General features: G+C 71.3%; 15 protein-coding genes. 2 read left to right on the top strand and 13 right to left on the bottom strand.

Going from position 1 to position 16,087, the window contains the following annotated elements; translation table 11 throughout:
- Positions 1-209 precede the first annotated feature (209 nt).
- A complete protein-coding gene (locus ACFOVU_RS01630; RefSeq protein WP_378529465.1) occupies positions 210-419 on the top strand; it encodes a hypothetical protein in 210 nt (69 codons plus the stop codon).
- Between the two features lie 125 nt (positions 420-544).
- On the opposite strand, the gene ACFOVU_RS01625 is transcribed toward ACFOVU_RS01630, so the two are convergent.
- From ACFOVU_RS01625 to msrA, 3 genes are all read right to left on the bottom strand, one after another.
- A complete protein-coding gene (locus ACFOVU_RS01625) occupies positions 545-1,309 on the bottom strand; it encodes a GNAT family N-acetyltransferase (protein WP_378529464.1) in 765 nt (254 codons plus the stop codon).
- Between the two features lie 78 nt (positions 1,310-1,387).
- Entirely contained in the window at positions 1,388-1,519 is a 132-nt protein-coding gene (locus ACFOVU_RS01620; RefSeq protein WP_378529463.1) for a hypothetical protein, read from the bottom strand.
- Between the two features lie 232 nt (positions 1,520-1,751).
- Positions 1,752-2,417 (bottom strand): peptide-methionine (S)-S-oxide reductase MsrA, encoded by a 666-nt coding sequence (msrA, locus tag ACFOVU_RS01615; RefSeq protein WP_378529462.1) that lies wholly within the window; start codon positions 2,415-2,417, stop codon positions 1,752-1,754.
- Between the two features lie 195 nt (positions 2,418-2,612).
- Between msrA and rarD the strand changes: the two genes are divergently transcribed.
- A complete protein-coding gene (gene rarD / locus ACFOVU_RS01610; protein ID WP_378529461.1) occupies positions 2,613-3,575 on the top strand; it encodes an EamA family transporter RarD in 963 nt (320 codons plus the stop codon).
- A gap of 14 nt (positions 3,576-3,589) precedes the next feature.
- On the opposite strand, the gene ACFOVU_RS01605 is transcribed toward rarD, so the two are convergent.
- The 10 genes from ACFOVU_RS01605 to ACFOVU_RS01560 form a co-directional block, all read right to left on the bottom strand.
- On the bottom strand, positions 3,590-4,078 hold the full coding sequence (locus tag ACFOVU_RS01605) for a PRC-barrel domain-containing protein (RefSeq protein ID WP_378529460.1): 489 nt from the start codon (positions 4,076-4,078) through the stop codon (positions 3,590-3,592).
- Positions 4,079-4,267: 189 nt separating this feature from the next.
- A complete protein-coding gene (locus ACFOVU_RS01600) occupies positions 4,268-5,272 on the bottom strand; it encodes a polyprenyl synthetase family protein (RefSeq protein ID WP_378529459.1) in 1,005 nt (334 codons plus the stop codon).
- Between the two features lie 139 nt (positions 5,273-5,411).
- Positions 5,412-7,058, bottom strand: coding sequence for an NADH-quinone oxidoreductase subunit NuoN (gene nuoN, locus ACFOVU_RS01595; RefSeq protein WP_378529951.1), 1,647 nt, complete (start codon positions 7,056-7,058; stop codon positions 5,412-5,414).
- An 8-nt stretch (positions 7,059-7,066) separates the two neighbouring features.
- A complete protein-coding gene (locus ACFOVU_RS01590) occupies positions 7,067-8,626 on the bottom strand; it encodes an NADH-quinone oxidoreductase subunit M (protein WP_378529458.1) in 1,560 nt (519 codons plus the stop codon).
- Entirely contained in the window at positions 8,626-10,575 is a 1,950-nt protein-coding gene (gene nuoL, locus ACFOVU_RS01585) for an NADH-quinone oxidoreductase subunit L (protein WP_378529457.1), read from the bottom strand. The genes ACFOVU_RS01590 and nuoL overlap by 1 nt, the downstream gene beginning before the upstream one ends.
- Positions 10,576-10,589: 14 nt before the next feature.
- The gene (gene nuoK, locus ACFOVU_RS01580; protein WP_378529456.1) at positions 10,590-10,889 is read right to left on the bottom strand and encodes an NADH-quinone oxidoreductase subunit NuoK; all 300 of its coding nucleotides are present in this window, start codon (positions 10,887-10,889) and stop codon (positions 10,590-10,592) included.
- The gene (locus tag ACFOVU_RS01575) at positions 10,877-11,719 is read right to left on the bottom strand and encodes an NADH-quinone oxidoreductase subunit J (protein WP_378529455.1); all 843 of its coding nucleotides are present in this window, start codon (positions 11,717-11,719) and stop codon (positions 10,877-10,879) included. The genes nuoK and ACFOVU_RS01575 overlap by 13 nt, the downstream gene beginning before the upstream one ends.
- Positions 11,716-12,243: an NADH-quinone oxidoreductase subunit NuoI gene (gene nuoI / locus ACFOVU_RS01570; RefSeq protein ID WP_378529454.1), complete on the bottom strand. Its 528-nt coding sequence runs from the start codon at positions 12,241-12,243 to the stop codon at positions 11,716-11,718. The genes ACFOVU_RS01575 and nuoI overlap by 4 nt, the downstream gene beginning before the upstream one ends.
- Positions 12,236-13,597, bottom strand: coding sequence for an NADH-quinone oxidoreductase subunit NuoH (gene nuoH / locus ACFOVU_RS01565; protein ID WP_378529950.1), 1,362 nt, complete (start codon positions 13,595-13,597; stop codon positions 12,236-12,238). Before nuoH ends, nuoI begins: the two co-directional genes overlap by 8 nt.
- Entirely contained in the window at positions 13,597-16,062 is a 2,466-nt protein-coding gene (locus ACFOVU_RS01560; protein WP_378529453.1) for an NADH-quinone oxidoreductase subunit G, read from the bottom strand. The genes nuoH and ACFOVU_RS01560 overlap by 1 nt, the downstream gene beginning before the upstream one ends.
- Positions 16,063-16,087 lie beyond the last annotated feature (25 nt).

The raw sequence follows: 16,087 nt of genomic DNA, 5'->3' as shown, positions 1-16,087 counted from the left end.
GCGCGTTGGCGCACACGGGCCGTTTCCGTTTCCGGGGCGGCGATCCCCGATACCGGGGGGCGATCCCCGGCACCGGGGCGGCGATCTCGTATACCGGGGCGGCGATCTTCCGAATTCTCCCCCGAATCACATGACGCACCGGTGACACTACGCTAAGTTACAACGGGCGGGCGGGACCGCCCGCCCCACCAACTCGTGAAGGGAAGACAATGAAGCGTATTGCCACCGTCTCCGGTCTGCTCGCGGCGACCGCGCTCGCCTTCGGCGCCATGGCCGGCCCGGCGTCCGCGGACAACAACGCCGACATCCAGAACATCACCGTGCCGATCTGCGTGGACGTTCTCCAGTTCACCGGCGTCAACGACATCGGCTGCAACGTGGTCGACATCCACGACATCGGCAACGTCGGCCACAGCTAAACCGTTCGGGGGTTCGAGTGGACGCATTCGGCCCACGTCATAGCGGCGGAAGGGCCCGGAACGGCCAGTGCGCGTTTCGGGACACGCGCTGGGGCATGCCGGGGCATGCTCCAGCGCATCGGCGGTCAACTCCAGAACCGCCAGCATGACCGCGACACCTCGGCGAAGCCCATCGACGCGTACAGCGGGGCACCGTCGGGGGTCGCCACCAAGGTCAGGACACGCCCGGGGTGGGCGGCGCGCACGGCGTTCATGACGGCGCGGCCCAGTCCTCGCGAACGGTACGCCGGCAGGGTCGCCAGCCAGTAGACGCCGACGGCGGCACCGCTGTCGTAGGTGACGCACGCGGCGGCCGCACGACCGGCCGAGCGTGCCAGCAGCACACCCGCCGCCGGATCCGCCAGGATCCGGTGCGGCAGGAACCCGCCGGGCAGCAGCGGGAGCACAGCCGGGATCGGAAACCCTTCGGCGATGACCCGCTCCGCCTCGGCCAGGTCCGCCGGTCCGGCGATGGGAGCCACACGGATGCCGGACCGGCGTTCACCCCCCGGGGCCGGCGCGCCGTCGGCGGCATGCCCGCCGGTCCCGGGCCGCAGGACCATGACCGGGTACTCCGCCACCCGGTCGGGCACGGGGCCCTCCCACTCCAGGTCGCCGAACGGGTCCTCCAAGGTGTAGGCCCCGCGCCGGACCACGGCCGGCTCCACGAGCTCCGGCACCGCGGCACGCACACGCCGGGTCAGCAGCCCCCGCACGTTCCCCACCCGCGGCACCCGGTGCAGCAGCGCCCCCTCGGGCACCGGCAGCGGACAGTGGAACTCCGGCCCCCGGCACGGCCACATCCCCGCCGCGTTCTCCACATACAGGCGCACACCATCGACATCACGCATGAGCCCACCCTTGCGCATCGGGTATGGACCCTCGCGGCGGCCCCGGCCTAGGACCACCGGGTCACGCGTGAACCGAGATCACTGAGCGTGGTGGTGCCCCCGTGCGGAGTCGCCCCGGCGCTCCTGGCCCCGGACGGCCGCATCCTCGTAGGCGTCACACCGCCGCTGCTCGTTGCGCCGCAGGTCGGCCAGCACCGCATCGATCCGCACCCGCCGCCGCCGAACCGGGCGCCCACCCGCATCGTGCCGAAGTTCATGGTTCTCCATGACGCCACTCTTCCGCACGCCGGTGACATTCCGCTTTCACTTCACCTTCGAAACAGCGGGTCACGTGCCGGGAGGGCTCACCGGAGACAGGCGTGCGCCTCGGCCGAGCTTCATGCTCACCGAGCCGTAGCAGACGATCCGCCGACCCCGGATCAGCGCGACGGGACGGGTCCGCTCACGACTCTGTCCCGGCGACCCCCACCGGGCATGAGGCGCCTGTTCCCCCGAGGCCGCAGTAGCCGTTGGGGTTCTTGGTGTCGCTCAGGTACTGCTGGTGGTAGCCCTCGGCGAAGTAGAACGGGCCGGCGGGGATGATCTCGGTGGTGATCGGGCCGTAGCCGGCGCGGGTGAGGACCGGCTGGAAGGCGTCGCGGGTGGCCTCGGCCGCGGCCTTCTGGGTGTCGTCGTGGTAGAGGATCGCCGAGCGGTACTGGGTGCCGACGTCGTTGCCCTGGCGCATGCCCTGGGTGGGGTCGTGGCCCTCCCAGAAGACCTTGAGCAGGTCGGCGTAGGAGACCACCCGGGGGTCGAACACCACGCGCACGGCTTCGGTGTGGCCGGTGCGTCCGGTGCAGACCTCCTCGTAGGTGGGGTTGGGGGTGTAGCCCCCCGCGTAGCCCACCGCGGTGGTGATGATGCCGTGCTCGGTGCCGAGCCGCCAGAACGCGCGTTCGGCGCCCCAGAAGCAGCCCATGGCGATGTCGGCGATCTCGCTGCCCTCGGGGTAGGGCGGGGTCAGCGGGGTGCCCAGCACCTCATGCGCGGCGGGAACGGGAATCGGAGTGTCACGGCCGGGCAGCGCCCGCGCCGGATCGACCATTGTTGCCTTCTGCCCGAACATGGCTTCAGCCTACTCCGGCGGGCAAGAATGATCCTGCCCCCACCACTGTCACCCTCCCACCGCCGTGGCGTTGCTCACCTCGCGCCCCTCCCCCGCTGGTGGACCCGCCGGTGCGGTGCGGGGTTTCCGTCCACTTCACAGCGGAGTAAGGAAATCTAAGTATTCATGGGATGATTCCTCCTTTAGTCTCGCTATGTGTCCGACGCGAACCGCGGTGTCCTTCTCGGCGCCGGCGCCTATCTCATGTGGGCGTTCTCGACCCTCTACTGGCCCTTCGTCGCCGCCGCAGCACCGCTGGAGATCCTGGCCCAGCGCATGGTGTGGTCCCTGGCGACGATCCTGGTGATCCTCGCCGTCCGGCGCCACTGGCGCTGGCTGATCGGTGTCCTGCGCAGCCCCCGCCAGATGCTCATGCTCGCGGGCGCGGCGGCGCTGATCTCGGTGAACTGGGGGCTGTTCATCGTCGCCGTGAACTCCGGCCAGGCGACCCAGGCCGCCCTCGGCTACTTCATCAACCCGCTCGTCAGCGTCACCCTCGGGGTGCTGGTGTTCGCCGAGCGGCTGCGCCCGGCGCAGTGGGTCGCCGTGGGGCTGGGCGGGGTCGCCGTGGCCGTGCTGGGCTTCGCCTACGGGGCGCCCCCGTGGCTGGCGCTGGGCATGGCGTTCTCCTTCGCCACCTACGGCGTGCTCAAGAAGTTCACCCGGCTCGACGGCCTGGAGAGCCTGGCCATCGAGACGCTGCTGATGTTCGTCCCCGCCGCGGCCTACGTCGTCTACCTCCAGGCCACCGGCGCGGGCACCCTGTTCAGCGTGTCGGGCACGCACACGGCGCTACTGGTCGCCACCGGCCTGATCACCACAGTGCCGCTGCTGTGCTTCGGCGCCGCGGCGCGGCGGGTGCCGCTGAGCATGCTGGGGCTGCTCCAGTTCATGGTCCCCGTGCTGCAATTCCTGTTCGCCTGGCTCATCTTCGAGGAGCCGCTGTCCGCCAGCCGCTGGTTCGGCTTCGCGATCGTGTGGGTGGCCCTGGTGGTGTTCGCCACCGACATGCTGCGCACCGCCCGGCTGAACCGGGCGGCGTCGCGCGATGCCGCGCGTACGGCCGCGCGCGAGGACACCGGGACCGCTCCTTCGGGCTCACCGGCCCCGTCGGCCTGAGGCTTGGCCGCGCCCTACCCGCGGCTCTCCTCCTCGGGGCGCTCGTGCGGCTCGGGGTCCCCGGCCGCGTTGGCGACGCCGGCGGCCCCCACGGGCTCCTCCTGCCGCATCGGCTCCTCCTGCTCCGGCGGGCGGGCGTGCCGTCCCCTCGGGCGCCCCTCGTCCTCGGGCCGCCGCTGCGCGGGGACCTCGGCGCGCAGCCCGTAGTGGCGGTAGGCCAGGTCCTCCTGGTCCACCGAGATGTGCACGCCGATCGGGAAGCCGAGGGCGGTCTTGATCTGATCGCGCTCGAAGGGGACTTGCAGCCCCTCGTCGACGGAGCGCGCGCCCAGCAGCGGGACCAGGAACTCACGGCTGCCGAAGAGCCCCGTGCGGACCGTGATCCACTTGGGCGCATCGGTCTGGTCGTCGTAGAAGACCTGCCCGATCCTGCCGACGCTGCTGCCGTCCCGGTCCAGGAGCCGGTGCCCGATCAGCCACTCCGCCCCATTGTCAACCGCCACTGCTCCACGCTCCCCTTCACCGGCCCTGCCGTCCGTCGGCGGCGTCCCGCCGCCAACGGGCGCGCATGCCCACCGGGGGGGTCGGGCATGCGGCGGTTGTCACCGCATGACCAACTTCAGACCCCGGCGTTACCGGGCCTGCGGGGAGCGCCGGGGAAGAGAGCGCCGGGGAGCCGGCGGGGCGGGCGGTCAGCCCGTGCGTTCCACCACGTAGTCGCACAGGGCCTCGAACGCGGTACGCGCCCGCCCCACCGGCAGGGAGGCGAGTTCGGAGCGGGCCTTGTCGGCCCATTCGCCCGTGGACGCGCGCGCCTGCTCCATGGCCGGGTGGGCGCGCAGCAGCCGCAGCGCCTCGGCGGTCTCGTCGTCGTCGAGCGGGCGCCCCAGCAGCCCGCGCAGCCGTTCGTCGGCGGGGTCGGTGCTGCGCAGCGCGTAGAACATCGGCAGGGTGAGGACGCCCTCGCGCAGATCGGTGCCGGGGACCTTGCCCGACTCCGCTGTGTCGCTGCTGACGTCGAGGATGTCGTCGGAGAGCTGGAATGCCATCCCCAGGGCGTCACAGGCCCGGGTGATGGTGTCGATGGCCTCGGGCTCGGCCTTGCCGAACGTGGCGCCGAACTCCGCGGAGGCCGCGATGAGGGACGCGGTCTTGTCGGCGATGACGTTGGTGTAGTGGGTCAGCGGGTCGGTGCCGTCGCGCGGCCCGGAGGTCTCGAGGATCTGGCCCTGCACGAGCCGGCCGAAGGTGCGCGCCTGCATGCGCACCGCCTCGGTGCCCAGGTCGGCGAGCATCTCCGAGGCGCGGGCGAAGACGTAGTCGCCCGCGAGGATCGCCACGGTGTTGCCCCAGATCTGGTTGGCGCTGGGCTCGCCGCGGCGCAGCTCGGCCTCGTCCATGACGTCGTCGTGGTAGAGGGTGGCGACGTGCGTCAGCTCGACCACGGCGGCGGCGCGGATGAGGTCGGGCGCCGTGGGGTCGCCGAAGTGGGACGCGAGCAGGACGAGCGTGGCGCGGAACCGCTTGCCGCCGGCGGAGACCAGGTGGGTGGCTGCCTCGGTCAGGATGGGGTCGCTCGCCGCGACCGCCTCGCGCAGGACCTTCTCGACCTGGTCGAGGGAGTCCTGGACCTCCCGGGCGAGGCCGGCGTCGACACTCGGCAGAGCGAGGAAACCGCTCGGGACAGCACCGCTCACCTGAAAGCTCCACATGTCAACGGCGCGCGATATCTCCAACCGGACATATCGCGCGCTCTCGGGATGAACATAATCCGACTGCCAAGTTAGCGGACCCGGATTCAACCGCCAAAGCCACGTCCCCGGGCCGCTCCCGACGTTACCGGGTGAACCCGTCGGCGGTGGCCGCAGCCGGTTCGGCTCCCTCCTGCCCGGGCTGGGGGACGAGATTGTCCAGGACCGGCGTGGGGTACACGCCGAGCAGGAACGTCGCCGCCGCCCCGACGGCGATGGCCGATCCCGTGAGGGCGCCGGCCCTGACCACCTTCGGCCCCGCCTCTGCCGGTTCGGCGAAGAACATCAGCACGATGATGCGGACGTAGAAGAAGGCGGTGACGGCGCTGCTGAGCACGCCGACGACGACCAGCGGGGTCGCCCCAGCGGCCATCGCCGCCTGGAACACCGCGAACTTGCCGATGAACCCGCTCGTGAGCGGGATCCCCGCGAAGGCCAGCAGGAACAGCGCCAGCGCGCCGGCGAGCATCGGCGAGGTGCGCCCCAGCCCGGCCCATTGGGTCAGCTCCCCGGCCTCGGGCCCGGTCTCGTGCGTGCGGACGAGGGTGACGACGGCGAACGCGCCGATCGTGGTGAACCCGTAGGCGGCCAGGTAGAACATGGCGCCCGCGACGCCCTCGGGGCTGGCGGCGATGACCGCGGTCAGCACGAACCCGGCGTGCACGACCGAGGAGTAGGCCAGCAGCCGCTTGATGTCGCGCTGGGTGACCGCAACGACCGCGGCGAGCACCATGGTGAGGATCGCCACCACCCACAGCATCGGCCGCCACTGCTCCACCGAGCCGCCGAACGCCGAGTAGAACACGCGCAGCAGCGCGCCGAACGCCGCCACCAGCGTGCAGGAGGCCATCAGCGCCGTGATGGGGGTGGGGGCGCCCTGGTAGACATCGGGCTTCCAGTTGTGGAAGGGGACCGCGCCGACCTTGAACAGCAGGCCCACGCCCACCAGCCCGATCCCGATGAGCAGCACCGCCTCGCCGCCCTGCCCGAACAGCGGGGAGGAGCCCGAGGTGATCACGTCGTTGACGTCGGCGAAGTTGACCGAGCCGGCGTAGCCGTACACCAGCGCGATGCCGAACAGGAAGAACGCCGAGGAGAACGCGCCCAGCAGGAAGTACTTGACCGACGCCTCCTGGGAGAACAGCCGCCGGCGGCGGGCCAGCCCGCACAGCAGGTACAGCGGGAGGCTCAGCACCTCCAGCGCGATGAACATCGTCAGGAAGTCGTTGGCCGCCGGGAACAGCTGCATCCCCAGCACCGCGAACATCACCAGCGGGTAGACCTCGGTGTGCTGCGAGCCCGCCAGGACGTGGCCGCGCTCCTCCTCGCTGCCGGGCACGGTGGCCGCCTGCGCGGCGAACGCGCTCTCGCCGCGCCGGTTCTCGGCGATGAGCAGCAGGCTGATCACCGCCAGGACCAGGATGGTCCCCTGGAGGAACAGCGCGACCCGGTCGACCGCCACGCTGCCCATGGCCAGCGTGACACCGGCCTCGCCGGGCGGCAGCGACCCGACCTGGAGCACCGTGAGCACGAACGCCGCGGCCAAAGCGATCAGCGCCAGCCCGAACTGGACGGCGCGGCGGCGGGCCTGGGGCACGAACGCCTCGATGACCACCCCGGCGACGGCGGCGGCGAAGACCACCAGCATCGGGGAGAGCAGCCAGTAGTCGATGTGCGGGGGCGCCTGGGTGACCGTCGGCGCGGCGAGGGCCGCGGCGGGCGCCGGGTGGATCGCGGGGATCACTCGGTCTCTCCTTCCTGGCCTTCGGCGCTGAGGCCGGCGGCGTCGATCTCCGGCGCGGGGTCGGTGGTGCCGACCTGGCGCATGGTCTCCGCGACCGCGGGGTTGATGACGTTCAGCAGCGGCTGCGGGTAGACGCCGAAGACCACGATCAGCGCGAGCAGCGGGGCGACCGCCCACACCTCCCGCCCGGACAGGTCGCGCAGCTTGGCCAGCGCTTCAGGCGTGGGCCCGGTCATGGTGCGCTGGTACATCCACAGGATGTAGAGCGCGGCCAGCACCACGCCCACGGCGGCGATGACCGCCGGGACGGGGTAGGCGGTGAACGTGCCGATGAACACCAGGAACTCGCTGACGAACGGCGACAGCCCGGGCAGGGCGAGGCCCGCCAGGCCGGCCACCAGGAACGATCCGGCCAGCACCGGGGCGACCTTCTGCACGCCCCGGTAGTCGGCGATCTCCGCCGAGCCGCGCCGCGCGATGAGGAAGCCCACGATCAGGAACAGCGCCCCCGTGGCGAAGCCGTGGTTGACCATGTACAGCGAGGCCCCGGACTGCCCCTGGGTGGTCATCGCGAAGATGCCCAGGGTGATGAACCCGAAGTGGGAGACGGAGGTGTAGGCGATGAGGCGGAGCATGTCGCTCTGCCCGATGGCCAGGATCGCCCCGTAGACGATGCTGACCACGCTGAGCACCAGCACCGGCCAGACGAACCAGGCCGACGCCTCGGGGAACAGCTCCAGGCAGTAGCGCAGCATGCCGTAGGTGCCGACCTTGTCGAGCACGCCGACCAGCAGCACCGCTGTGCCGGGCCGCGACGACCCGGCCGCCGACGGCAGCCAGGTGTGCAACGGCCACATCGGCGCCTTGATCGCGAAGGCGATGAAGAAGCCGAGGAACAGCCAGCGGGCCACCGACGTGTCCAGGCCGGCGAGCCCGCCCTGGGGGCCGACCAGGTCGCTCCACAGGAACGTGCCGCCGTAGACGAAGACCCCGATCACGGCGACCAGCATGAGCAGCCCGCCGAGGAGGCTGTAGAGCAGGAACTTCACCGCCGCGCGGCGCCGTCCCTCGCCCCGGCCGTAGCGCCCGATCATGAAGTAGACCGGGATCAGCATGGCTTCGAAGAACACGTAGAAGAGGAAGACGTCGGTGGCCGCGAAGACCCCGATCATCATCGCCTCGAGGACCAGGATCAGCGCGAAGTAGCCCTTGCCCCGGTCGTCGGCGTCGTCGTTCTCCCGCCACGCCGCCAGCACCACCAGCGGCACCAGCACCGCCGACATCAGGATCAGCAGCAGGGCGATGCCGTCGACGCCCACGGCGTAGCTCACGCCGAACCGCGGGATCCACGGGTAGACCTCGGTGAACTGGAGGCGTTCGGCCGACGACGGCACGAACGCCGAGGCCATCGCGACCAGCAGCAGCAGGGTGGCCAGGGTGACGCCCAGGGTCACGCGCTTGGCCTGCTCCGCCTGTTCGCGCGGCATCAGCGCCACACCGAGGCCGCCCAGGGCGGGCAGCGCGATGGCGAGGGTGAGCCAGGGGATGTCGGTCATCAGATCCTCACAGCCAGCGTTGCGACGACGATGACGGCCCCGAACAGCATCGTCAGTGCGTAGGTCCGGGCGAACCCGGTCTGGGCGCCGCGCAGCCCCTGGGAGCCGTCGCGCACGCTCGTCCCGACCCCGTTGACCAGGCCGTCGACCACCTTGGTGTCGAAGGCGACCAGGGCCTTGGTCAGCACCTGGCCGGGGCGCATGAACAGCCCCTCGTTGACCTCGTTGCCGTACAGCTCCTTGCTCGCGGCGACGGTGACGACGTTGCCCGCCGGGGCGGTCCGCGCCACCGGCACGCGCGCGTACTTGAACCACGCGACCGCGACGCCGACGATCATCAGGCCCAGGGCCGCGAGGCTGGAGGCGCTGGTGAGCATGGTGGCGAGGCTGAACTCGTGGTGGTCGTCGGGTGCGCCGACAACGGGTTCGAGGAAGGCCGCGAACCGGTAGCCGAATACCAGGATCCCGCCGAGCGCGACCGACCCGGCCGCCAGCACGATCATCGGCACCGTCATCGACCGCGGCGACTCGTGGGGGTGGGCGTCCTCGGCCCACCGCTTCTCCCCGAAGAACGTCATGATCATGACCCGGGTCATGTAGAACGCGGTGAGCCCGGCGCCCAGGAGCGCCGCGCCGCCGAGGATCAGCCCGCTGGTGCCCCCGCTGGCGAAGGCGGCCTCGATGATGCCCTCCTTGGTCCACCACCCCGACATGAACGGGAACCCGATGATGGCGAGGTAGCCCAGGCCGAAGGTCACGAAGGTGACGGGCATGGCCTTGCGCAGGCCGCCGTACTTGCGCATGTCGACCTCGTCGTTCATGCCGTGCATGACCGACCCGGCGCCGAGGAACAGCCCGGCCTTGAAGAAGCCGTGCGTGATCAGGTGGGCGATCGCCACCGCGTAGCCGACCGGCCCCAGCCCGGCGGCCAGGATCATGTAGCCGATCTGGCTCATGGTGGACCCGGCCAGGGCCTTCTTGATGTCGTCCTTGGCGCAACCGATGATCGCACCGGCGAGCAGGGTGGCCGCGCCGACGATGGCCACGGCGAGCTGCGCGGCCGGGGCCACCTCGAACACCGGGCCGGAGCGGACGATGAGGTAGACGCCGGCGGTGACCATGGTGGCCGCGTGGATGAGCGCGGACACCGGGGTGGGGCCCTCCATGGCGTCCAGCAGCCAGGACTGCAACGGCAGCTGTGCCGACTTGCCGCACGCGCCGAGCAGGAGCAGCAGCCCGATCGCGGTCATGACGCCCGGCGAGCCCTCGCCCGAGGCGCCGAGCACCTCGCTGTAGGCGACCGTGCCGAAGGTGGTGAACATCAGCATGATCGCGATCAGCAGGCCCATGTCGCCGACCCGGTTGACCAGGAACGCCTTCTTGGCGGCGACCGCCGCGGAGTCCTTGTACTGCCAGAACCCGATGAGCAGGTAGGAGGCGAGGCCGACGCCCTCCCAGCCGAGGAACAGCAGCGCGAAGTTGTCGGCCAGCACCAGCACCAGCATGGCGGCCACGAACAGGTTGAGGTAGGCGAAGAACCGCCGCCGCCCCTCGTCGTGGGCCATGTAGCCGATGGAGTAGATGTGGATGAGCGAGCCGACACCGGTGATCAGCAGGACGAAGCTGATCGACAGCGGGTCCAGCAGCAGGTTCACGTCGATGGTGAAGTCGCCGACGGAGAACCAGGTGTAGACCGGGACCGACAGGCTCCGCTCTTGGGCCGGCAGGCCGATCAGCTGGACCAGCGCCACCACCGCCCAGGCGAAGCTCGCCAGGGGGAGGGCGGTGGCCAGGATGTGGCCCCAGCGGTCGGTGCGTCGGCCGCCCAGCAGCAGGATCGCCGCGCCCAGGAGCGGGAAGGCGATCAGCAGCCAGGCGTTGCCCAGGATCGCCCCGCTCGCTTCCGTGGTGATCACGTGCTGCTCGGCGGCGAGGTATACGTCAGACACAGCCACGTCGCCTTCTAGTGCTTGAGCAGGTTGGCGTCATCGACAGACGCCGACCTGCGTGTCCGGAAGATCTGCATGATGATCGCCAGTCCCACGACGACCTCTGCGGCCGCGACGACCATCACGAAGAACGCGATGACCTGGCCTTCGATGTCGCCGTGCATCCGCGCGAACGCGACCAGCGCCAGGTTGCAGGCGTTGAGCATCAGCTCCACGCACATGAAGACGATGATCGCGTTGCGCCGTACCAGCACGCCGACGGCGCCGATGGTGAACACGATCGCGGCCAGCACGATGTAATTCATCGGGTCCACGAGCGCTCCCCCTCCCGTTCTTCGGCCTCGGACGGCCGCACGCCCTCGGGGTCGCCCTCCTTGAGCCGCGTCGCGTCCGACGCGCTGCCGGCCAGCGGGATCCTGCCCTGCTGGACGTCGCGCGGGACGTCCGATTGCAGCTCCGGGTCGCGCGCGGCGAGCACCGGGTTGAGCGAGAGCGAGGACACCGATCCGTCGGGCAGCAGCGCCGGCATGTCGATGGCGTTGTGCCGCGCGTAGGTGCCCGGCCCCGGCAGCGGGGTGGGGTGGTCGCCGCGGATGCGCTCGCGGGAGACCTCCCGCTGCGTGCGGCGCTTCTTGATCCGCGTGGCGTGGGCCAGGACGAGCGCCCCCAGCACCGCGGTGATGAGCAGCGCGCCGGTGGCCTCGAAGGCGATGACGTGGCGGTAGATGACCTCGCCGGCGATCCACGGGACGTTGCCGCCCGCTTCGGCCACCCCCGCGCCCAGCCCGGCGGGCGGGCCCGCAGTGATGCGGGTCAGGCCGGTCGCCAGGGCGCCGAGGAAGCAGATCGCCACGACCGCGGTGAGCAGGCGCTGCCCGCGGATGGTCTCGACGAGGGAGTCCGCGGAGCTGACGCCCACGAGCATCAGCACGAACAGGAAGAGCATCAGGACCGCGCCGGTGTAGACGACGATCTGCACGACCATCAGGAACGGCGCTTCGTTCACGCCGTAGAAGATCGCCAGGCCGAGCATCACGCCGGCCATCATCACGGCGGAGTGCACGGCCTTGCGGCTGAACACGACGCCGATCGCGCTGAGGACGATGACCGTGCCGATCACCCAGAACGCTGCGCTCTCGGTCATGGGGTCTCCCCGTTCTCAGGGACGATGCGCCCGGACCGGTAGTAGTCGTCCTCGTGGTCGCCCATGCGCATCGGGTGCGGCGGCTGCTCCATGCCCTCCATGAGGGGGGCGAGCAGCTGCTCCTTGGTCCAGATCAGGCTCTCGCGCTCGCTGTCGGCCAGCTCGTACTCGTTGGTCATGGTCAGCGCCCGCGTGGGGCACGCCTCGACGCACAGGCCGCACAGGATGCACCGCAGGTAGTTGATCTGGTACACCCGGCCGAAGCGCTCCCCCGGGGAGAACCGCTGCTCCTCGGTGTTGTCGCCGCCCTCCACATAGATGGCGTCGGCCGGACAGGCCCACGCGCACAGCTCGCAGCCGATGCACTTCTCCAGGCCGTCGGGCCAGCGGTTGAGCTGGTGGCGCCCGTGGAAGCGCGGCGCGGTCGGGCGCTGCACCTCGGGATACTCGACGGTCGGCACCTTCTTGAACATGGTGTGGAAGGTGACGCCGAACCCCTTCACAGGGTTGAGCCAGTCAAGCACCGGTAACCTCCTCACGCTTTCCGGTCGGGGCCGGTCGGTTCAGTCGGGGTGCCTCGGCCGGGACGCTGCTGCCGTAGTGCGGCGCGGTCGCAGGCGGTACGGGGAACCCGCCGTACATCGGTTCCTCGCGCATGCGCCGCAGCTCCTCGGCGTTGTCCTCGGCGTCGGCCTGGCGGCGGCGCGCGGACGAGCGGGCCCCGGCGTAGAGCGCCGCGCCGACCACGGCCACGAACGCCACGGCGACGCCGCCGACGGCGACGGCCGGGGCGCCCTCGTTCTGGAGGATGCGCATCGCGGCCACGGCGGTGATCCACACCAGCTGCACGGGGATGAGGATCTTCCAGCCCAGCTGCATGAGCTGGTCGTAGCGGACCCGGGGCACGCTGCCGCGCACCCAGATGAACAGGAACATCACGACCAGGAACTTGCCGAGCCACCACAGCACCGGCCACCAGCCGTCGTTGGCGCCGGGCCAGAACGCGGTGATGGGCGGCGGCGCCAGGTACCCGCCGAGGAAGAAGGTCACCGAGATCGCGGCGACGGTCACCATGTTCACGTACTCCGCGAGGAAGAACATGGTGAACTTCATCGACCCGTACTCGGTCATGAACCCGCCGACGATCTCGCCCTCGCCCTCGGCGAGGTCGAACGGCAGCCGGTTGGTCTCCCCCACCATCGTGACCAGGTAGATCAGGAACGACGGGAAGAGGATGAGGCCGAACCAGACCGGTTCCTGTGCCTCGACGATGCCCGATGTGGTGAGCGTGCCGGAGTAGATGAACACCGCCACGAACGACAGCGCCATCGCGATCTCGTAGCTGATGACCTGCGCCGACGCACGCAGCCCGCCCAGCAGGGCGTACGGCGACTGCGAGGCCCAGCCGCCCAGGACGATCCCGTAGACGCCGACGGAGGCCGTGGCCAGCACCAGCAGCGCCGCGATCGGCAGGTCGGTGAGCTGCAACGGGGTGACGACCCCGAAGATGCTGACCTCGGGGCCGACCGGGATCACCGAGAACGCGACGAACGCGGGGACCGCGGCGATCATCGGCGCTGCGATGTAGACCGCCCGGTCGACCCCGCGCGGGATCAGGTCCTCTTTGAGCGACAGCTTCACGCCGTCGGCCAGCGACTGGAGGAGCCCCCAGGGGCCGAAGCGGTTGGGCCCGTGCCGCTGCTGCATCCGGCCCATGACCTTGCGGTCGGCCATGATCATCATGAGCACGCAGACCATGAGGAACACGAAGATCACGAGCGCCTTGATCAGCGTGATCCACCACGGGTCGTTGCCGAAGGCGTCGAGCCCGGGTTCGGCGGCCAGCACGGCGCCGGCCGCAGTGGGGACGTTCGTCATCACGCGCCGCTCCCTTCCGCATCGGCGGCGCCGGCGCTGATGCCGACGACCGTCCCCGCGGCGGCACCCAGGTCTCTGCGGACGTCGCAGTCGCGGGAGTTGGCGGGCAGCCACACCACGCCGTCGGGCATCTCCGCGACCACAGCGGGCACGCCGACCGACCCGGCGGATCCGGTGACCCGGAGCCGGCCGCCGTCGGCCAGGCCGATCGCGGCGGCGGTGGCGGCCGAGACGCGGGCCATGGGCGACCGCGCGGTCCCGGCGAGGTAGGGCTCGCCGTCCTCCATCCGGCCGTTGCCCAGCAGCTGGCGCCAGGTGGCCAGCACGGCCTGCCCCGGCTCGGGGGCGGGCGGCTCGGCGGGGCGGGTCAGCGGGTCGGGGACCCGCTCCCCGGTCCAGGCGCCCAGCGCCGCCAGCTCGGCGCGGGCGGCGGCGGAGTCGGGCAGCCCCAGGTGGACGTCCATCTCGTCGGCGATGGCCGACAGCACCCGCAGGTCGGAGAGGATGCCGGGGATCTTCAGCGCGTCGCCGAAGGGCCGGTCGCGCCCCTCCCAGTCCAGGAAGGTGCCGGACTTCTCGGCGACCGCCGCGACCGGGAACACCACGTCGGCGCGGTCGGTGACGCTGCTCGCCCGCAGTTCCAGGCTGACGATGAACGGCACGCGGGCCAGCGCGGCGCGCGCGGCCGCCGGGTCGGGCAGGTCGTCGAGGTCGACGCCCGCGATGACCAGGGCGTCGAGCTGGCCGTCGGCCGCCGCGGCGATGATCTCGTCGGTGCCGCGCCCCTCGCGTCCCGACAGCGAGGCCACGCCCCAGGCGCGGGCGACCTCGGCGCGGGCGGTGGCGTCGGCGACGGGCCGCCCGCCGGGCAGCAGGTTGGGCAGCGCCCCGGCCTCGATGGCGCCGCGCTCGCCGGCCCGGCGCGGCACCCACGCCAGGGCGGCGCCGGTGCGGTCGGCCAGCCGGGTGACCGACGACAGCGCGCCGGGGGTCTCGGCCAGGCGCTCCCCGGCGAGGATGACGGCGCCGTCGGCGCGCAGGTCCTCCAGGGTCTCGGGCGAGATCTCGTCGAGCCGGTCGAGGGTGCGGGCCTCGGCGCCGGGCGCGGCCGGGATCAGTGTTCCGCTGGTCTTGGTGAGGCCGCGGCTGGCGAACGCCGCGATCGAGTGGACCCGGGTGCCGTTCTTGCGGACCGCCTTGCGCAGCCGCAGGAAGACGAGCGGCGACTCGTCCTCGGGTTCGAACCCGGCGAGCAGCACAGCGGGGGCGTTCTCCAGGCGGTCGTAGTCGACCGTGATGCCGGTCCCGGCGACCCGCGCCGCCAGGAAGTCGGCCTCCTCCTCGCTGTTGGCGCGCGCCCGCATGTCGATGTCGTTGCCGCGCAGCGCGATCCGGGTGAACTTGGCGTAGGCGTAGGCGTCCTCGACGGTGAGGCGGCCCCCGGTGAGGACGCCGACCCGGCCGCGGGCGCGCTCCAGGCCGCGGGCGGCCATGGTCACGGCCTCGGTCCAGGAGGCGGTCTCCAGCGCGCGGCTGTCCTCGTCGCGGACCAGGGGGTGGGTGAGCCGGTCGGGGCGGCTGGCGTAGGTGAACGCCCACCGGCCCTTGTCGCAGTTCCACTCCTCGTTGACCTGCGGGTCGTCGCCGGCGAGGCGGCGGGTGACCTTGCCGCGCCGGTGGTCGGTGCGCTGGGCGCACCCCGAGGCGCAGTGCTCGCACATGCTGGGGGTGCTCACCAGGTCGAACGGGCGCGACCGGAAGCGGTACGCCGCACCGGTGAGCGCGCCCACCGGGCAGATCTGCACCGTGTTGCCGGAGAAGTAGGACTGGAAGGGCTCGCCCTCGGCGATGCCGACCTGCTCGTCGGCGCCCCGCTCCAGCAGCTCGATGAAGGGGTCCCCGGCGATCTGCGCCGAGAACCGGGTGCAGCGGGCGCACTGGATGCAGCGCTCGCGGTCGAGCAGCACCCCGGTCGACAGCGGGATCGGCTTGGGGAAGGTCCGCTTGACGTCGGTGAAGCGGGTCTCGCCCGCCCCGTGGGACATCGCCTGGTTCTGGAGCGGGCACTCGCCGCCCTTGTCGCAGACCGGGCAGTCCAGCGGGTGGTTGATCAGCAGGAACTCCATGATCCCGCGCTGGGCCTTCTCGGCCACGGGCGAGGTCAGGTGGGTCTGGACCACCATGCCGTCCATGACGGTGATGGTGCAGGACGCCTGCGGCTTGGGCATGCCCCGGCCGTTGCCCATGTCGGGGATCTCGACCAGGCACTGCCGGCAGGCGCCCACCGGGTCGAGCAGCGGGTGGTCGCAGAAGCGCGGGATCTGGATGCCCAGCAGCTCCGCGGCCCGGATGACCAGCGTCCCCTTGGGGACCTTGATCTGGAACCCGTCGATGGTGACGGTGACGAGATCCTCCGGCGGTACGGCGGGCACCCCGCCCGATGTCGTATTGGTCGCGACGGTCATCGCTCGCCCTCCTCTCCTGTCCGCA

It is taken from the genome of Nocardiopsis sediminis (assembly GCF_042650565.1).
Lineage (GTDB): Bacteria > Actinomycetota > Actinomycetes > Streptosporangiales > Streptosporangiaceae > Nocardiopsis_B > Nocardiopsis_B sediminis.
This window is presented reverse-complemented; position numbering and strand designations above follow the sequence as displayed.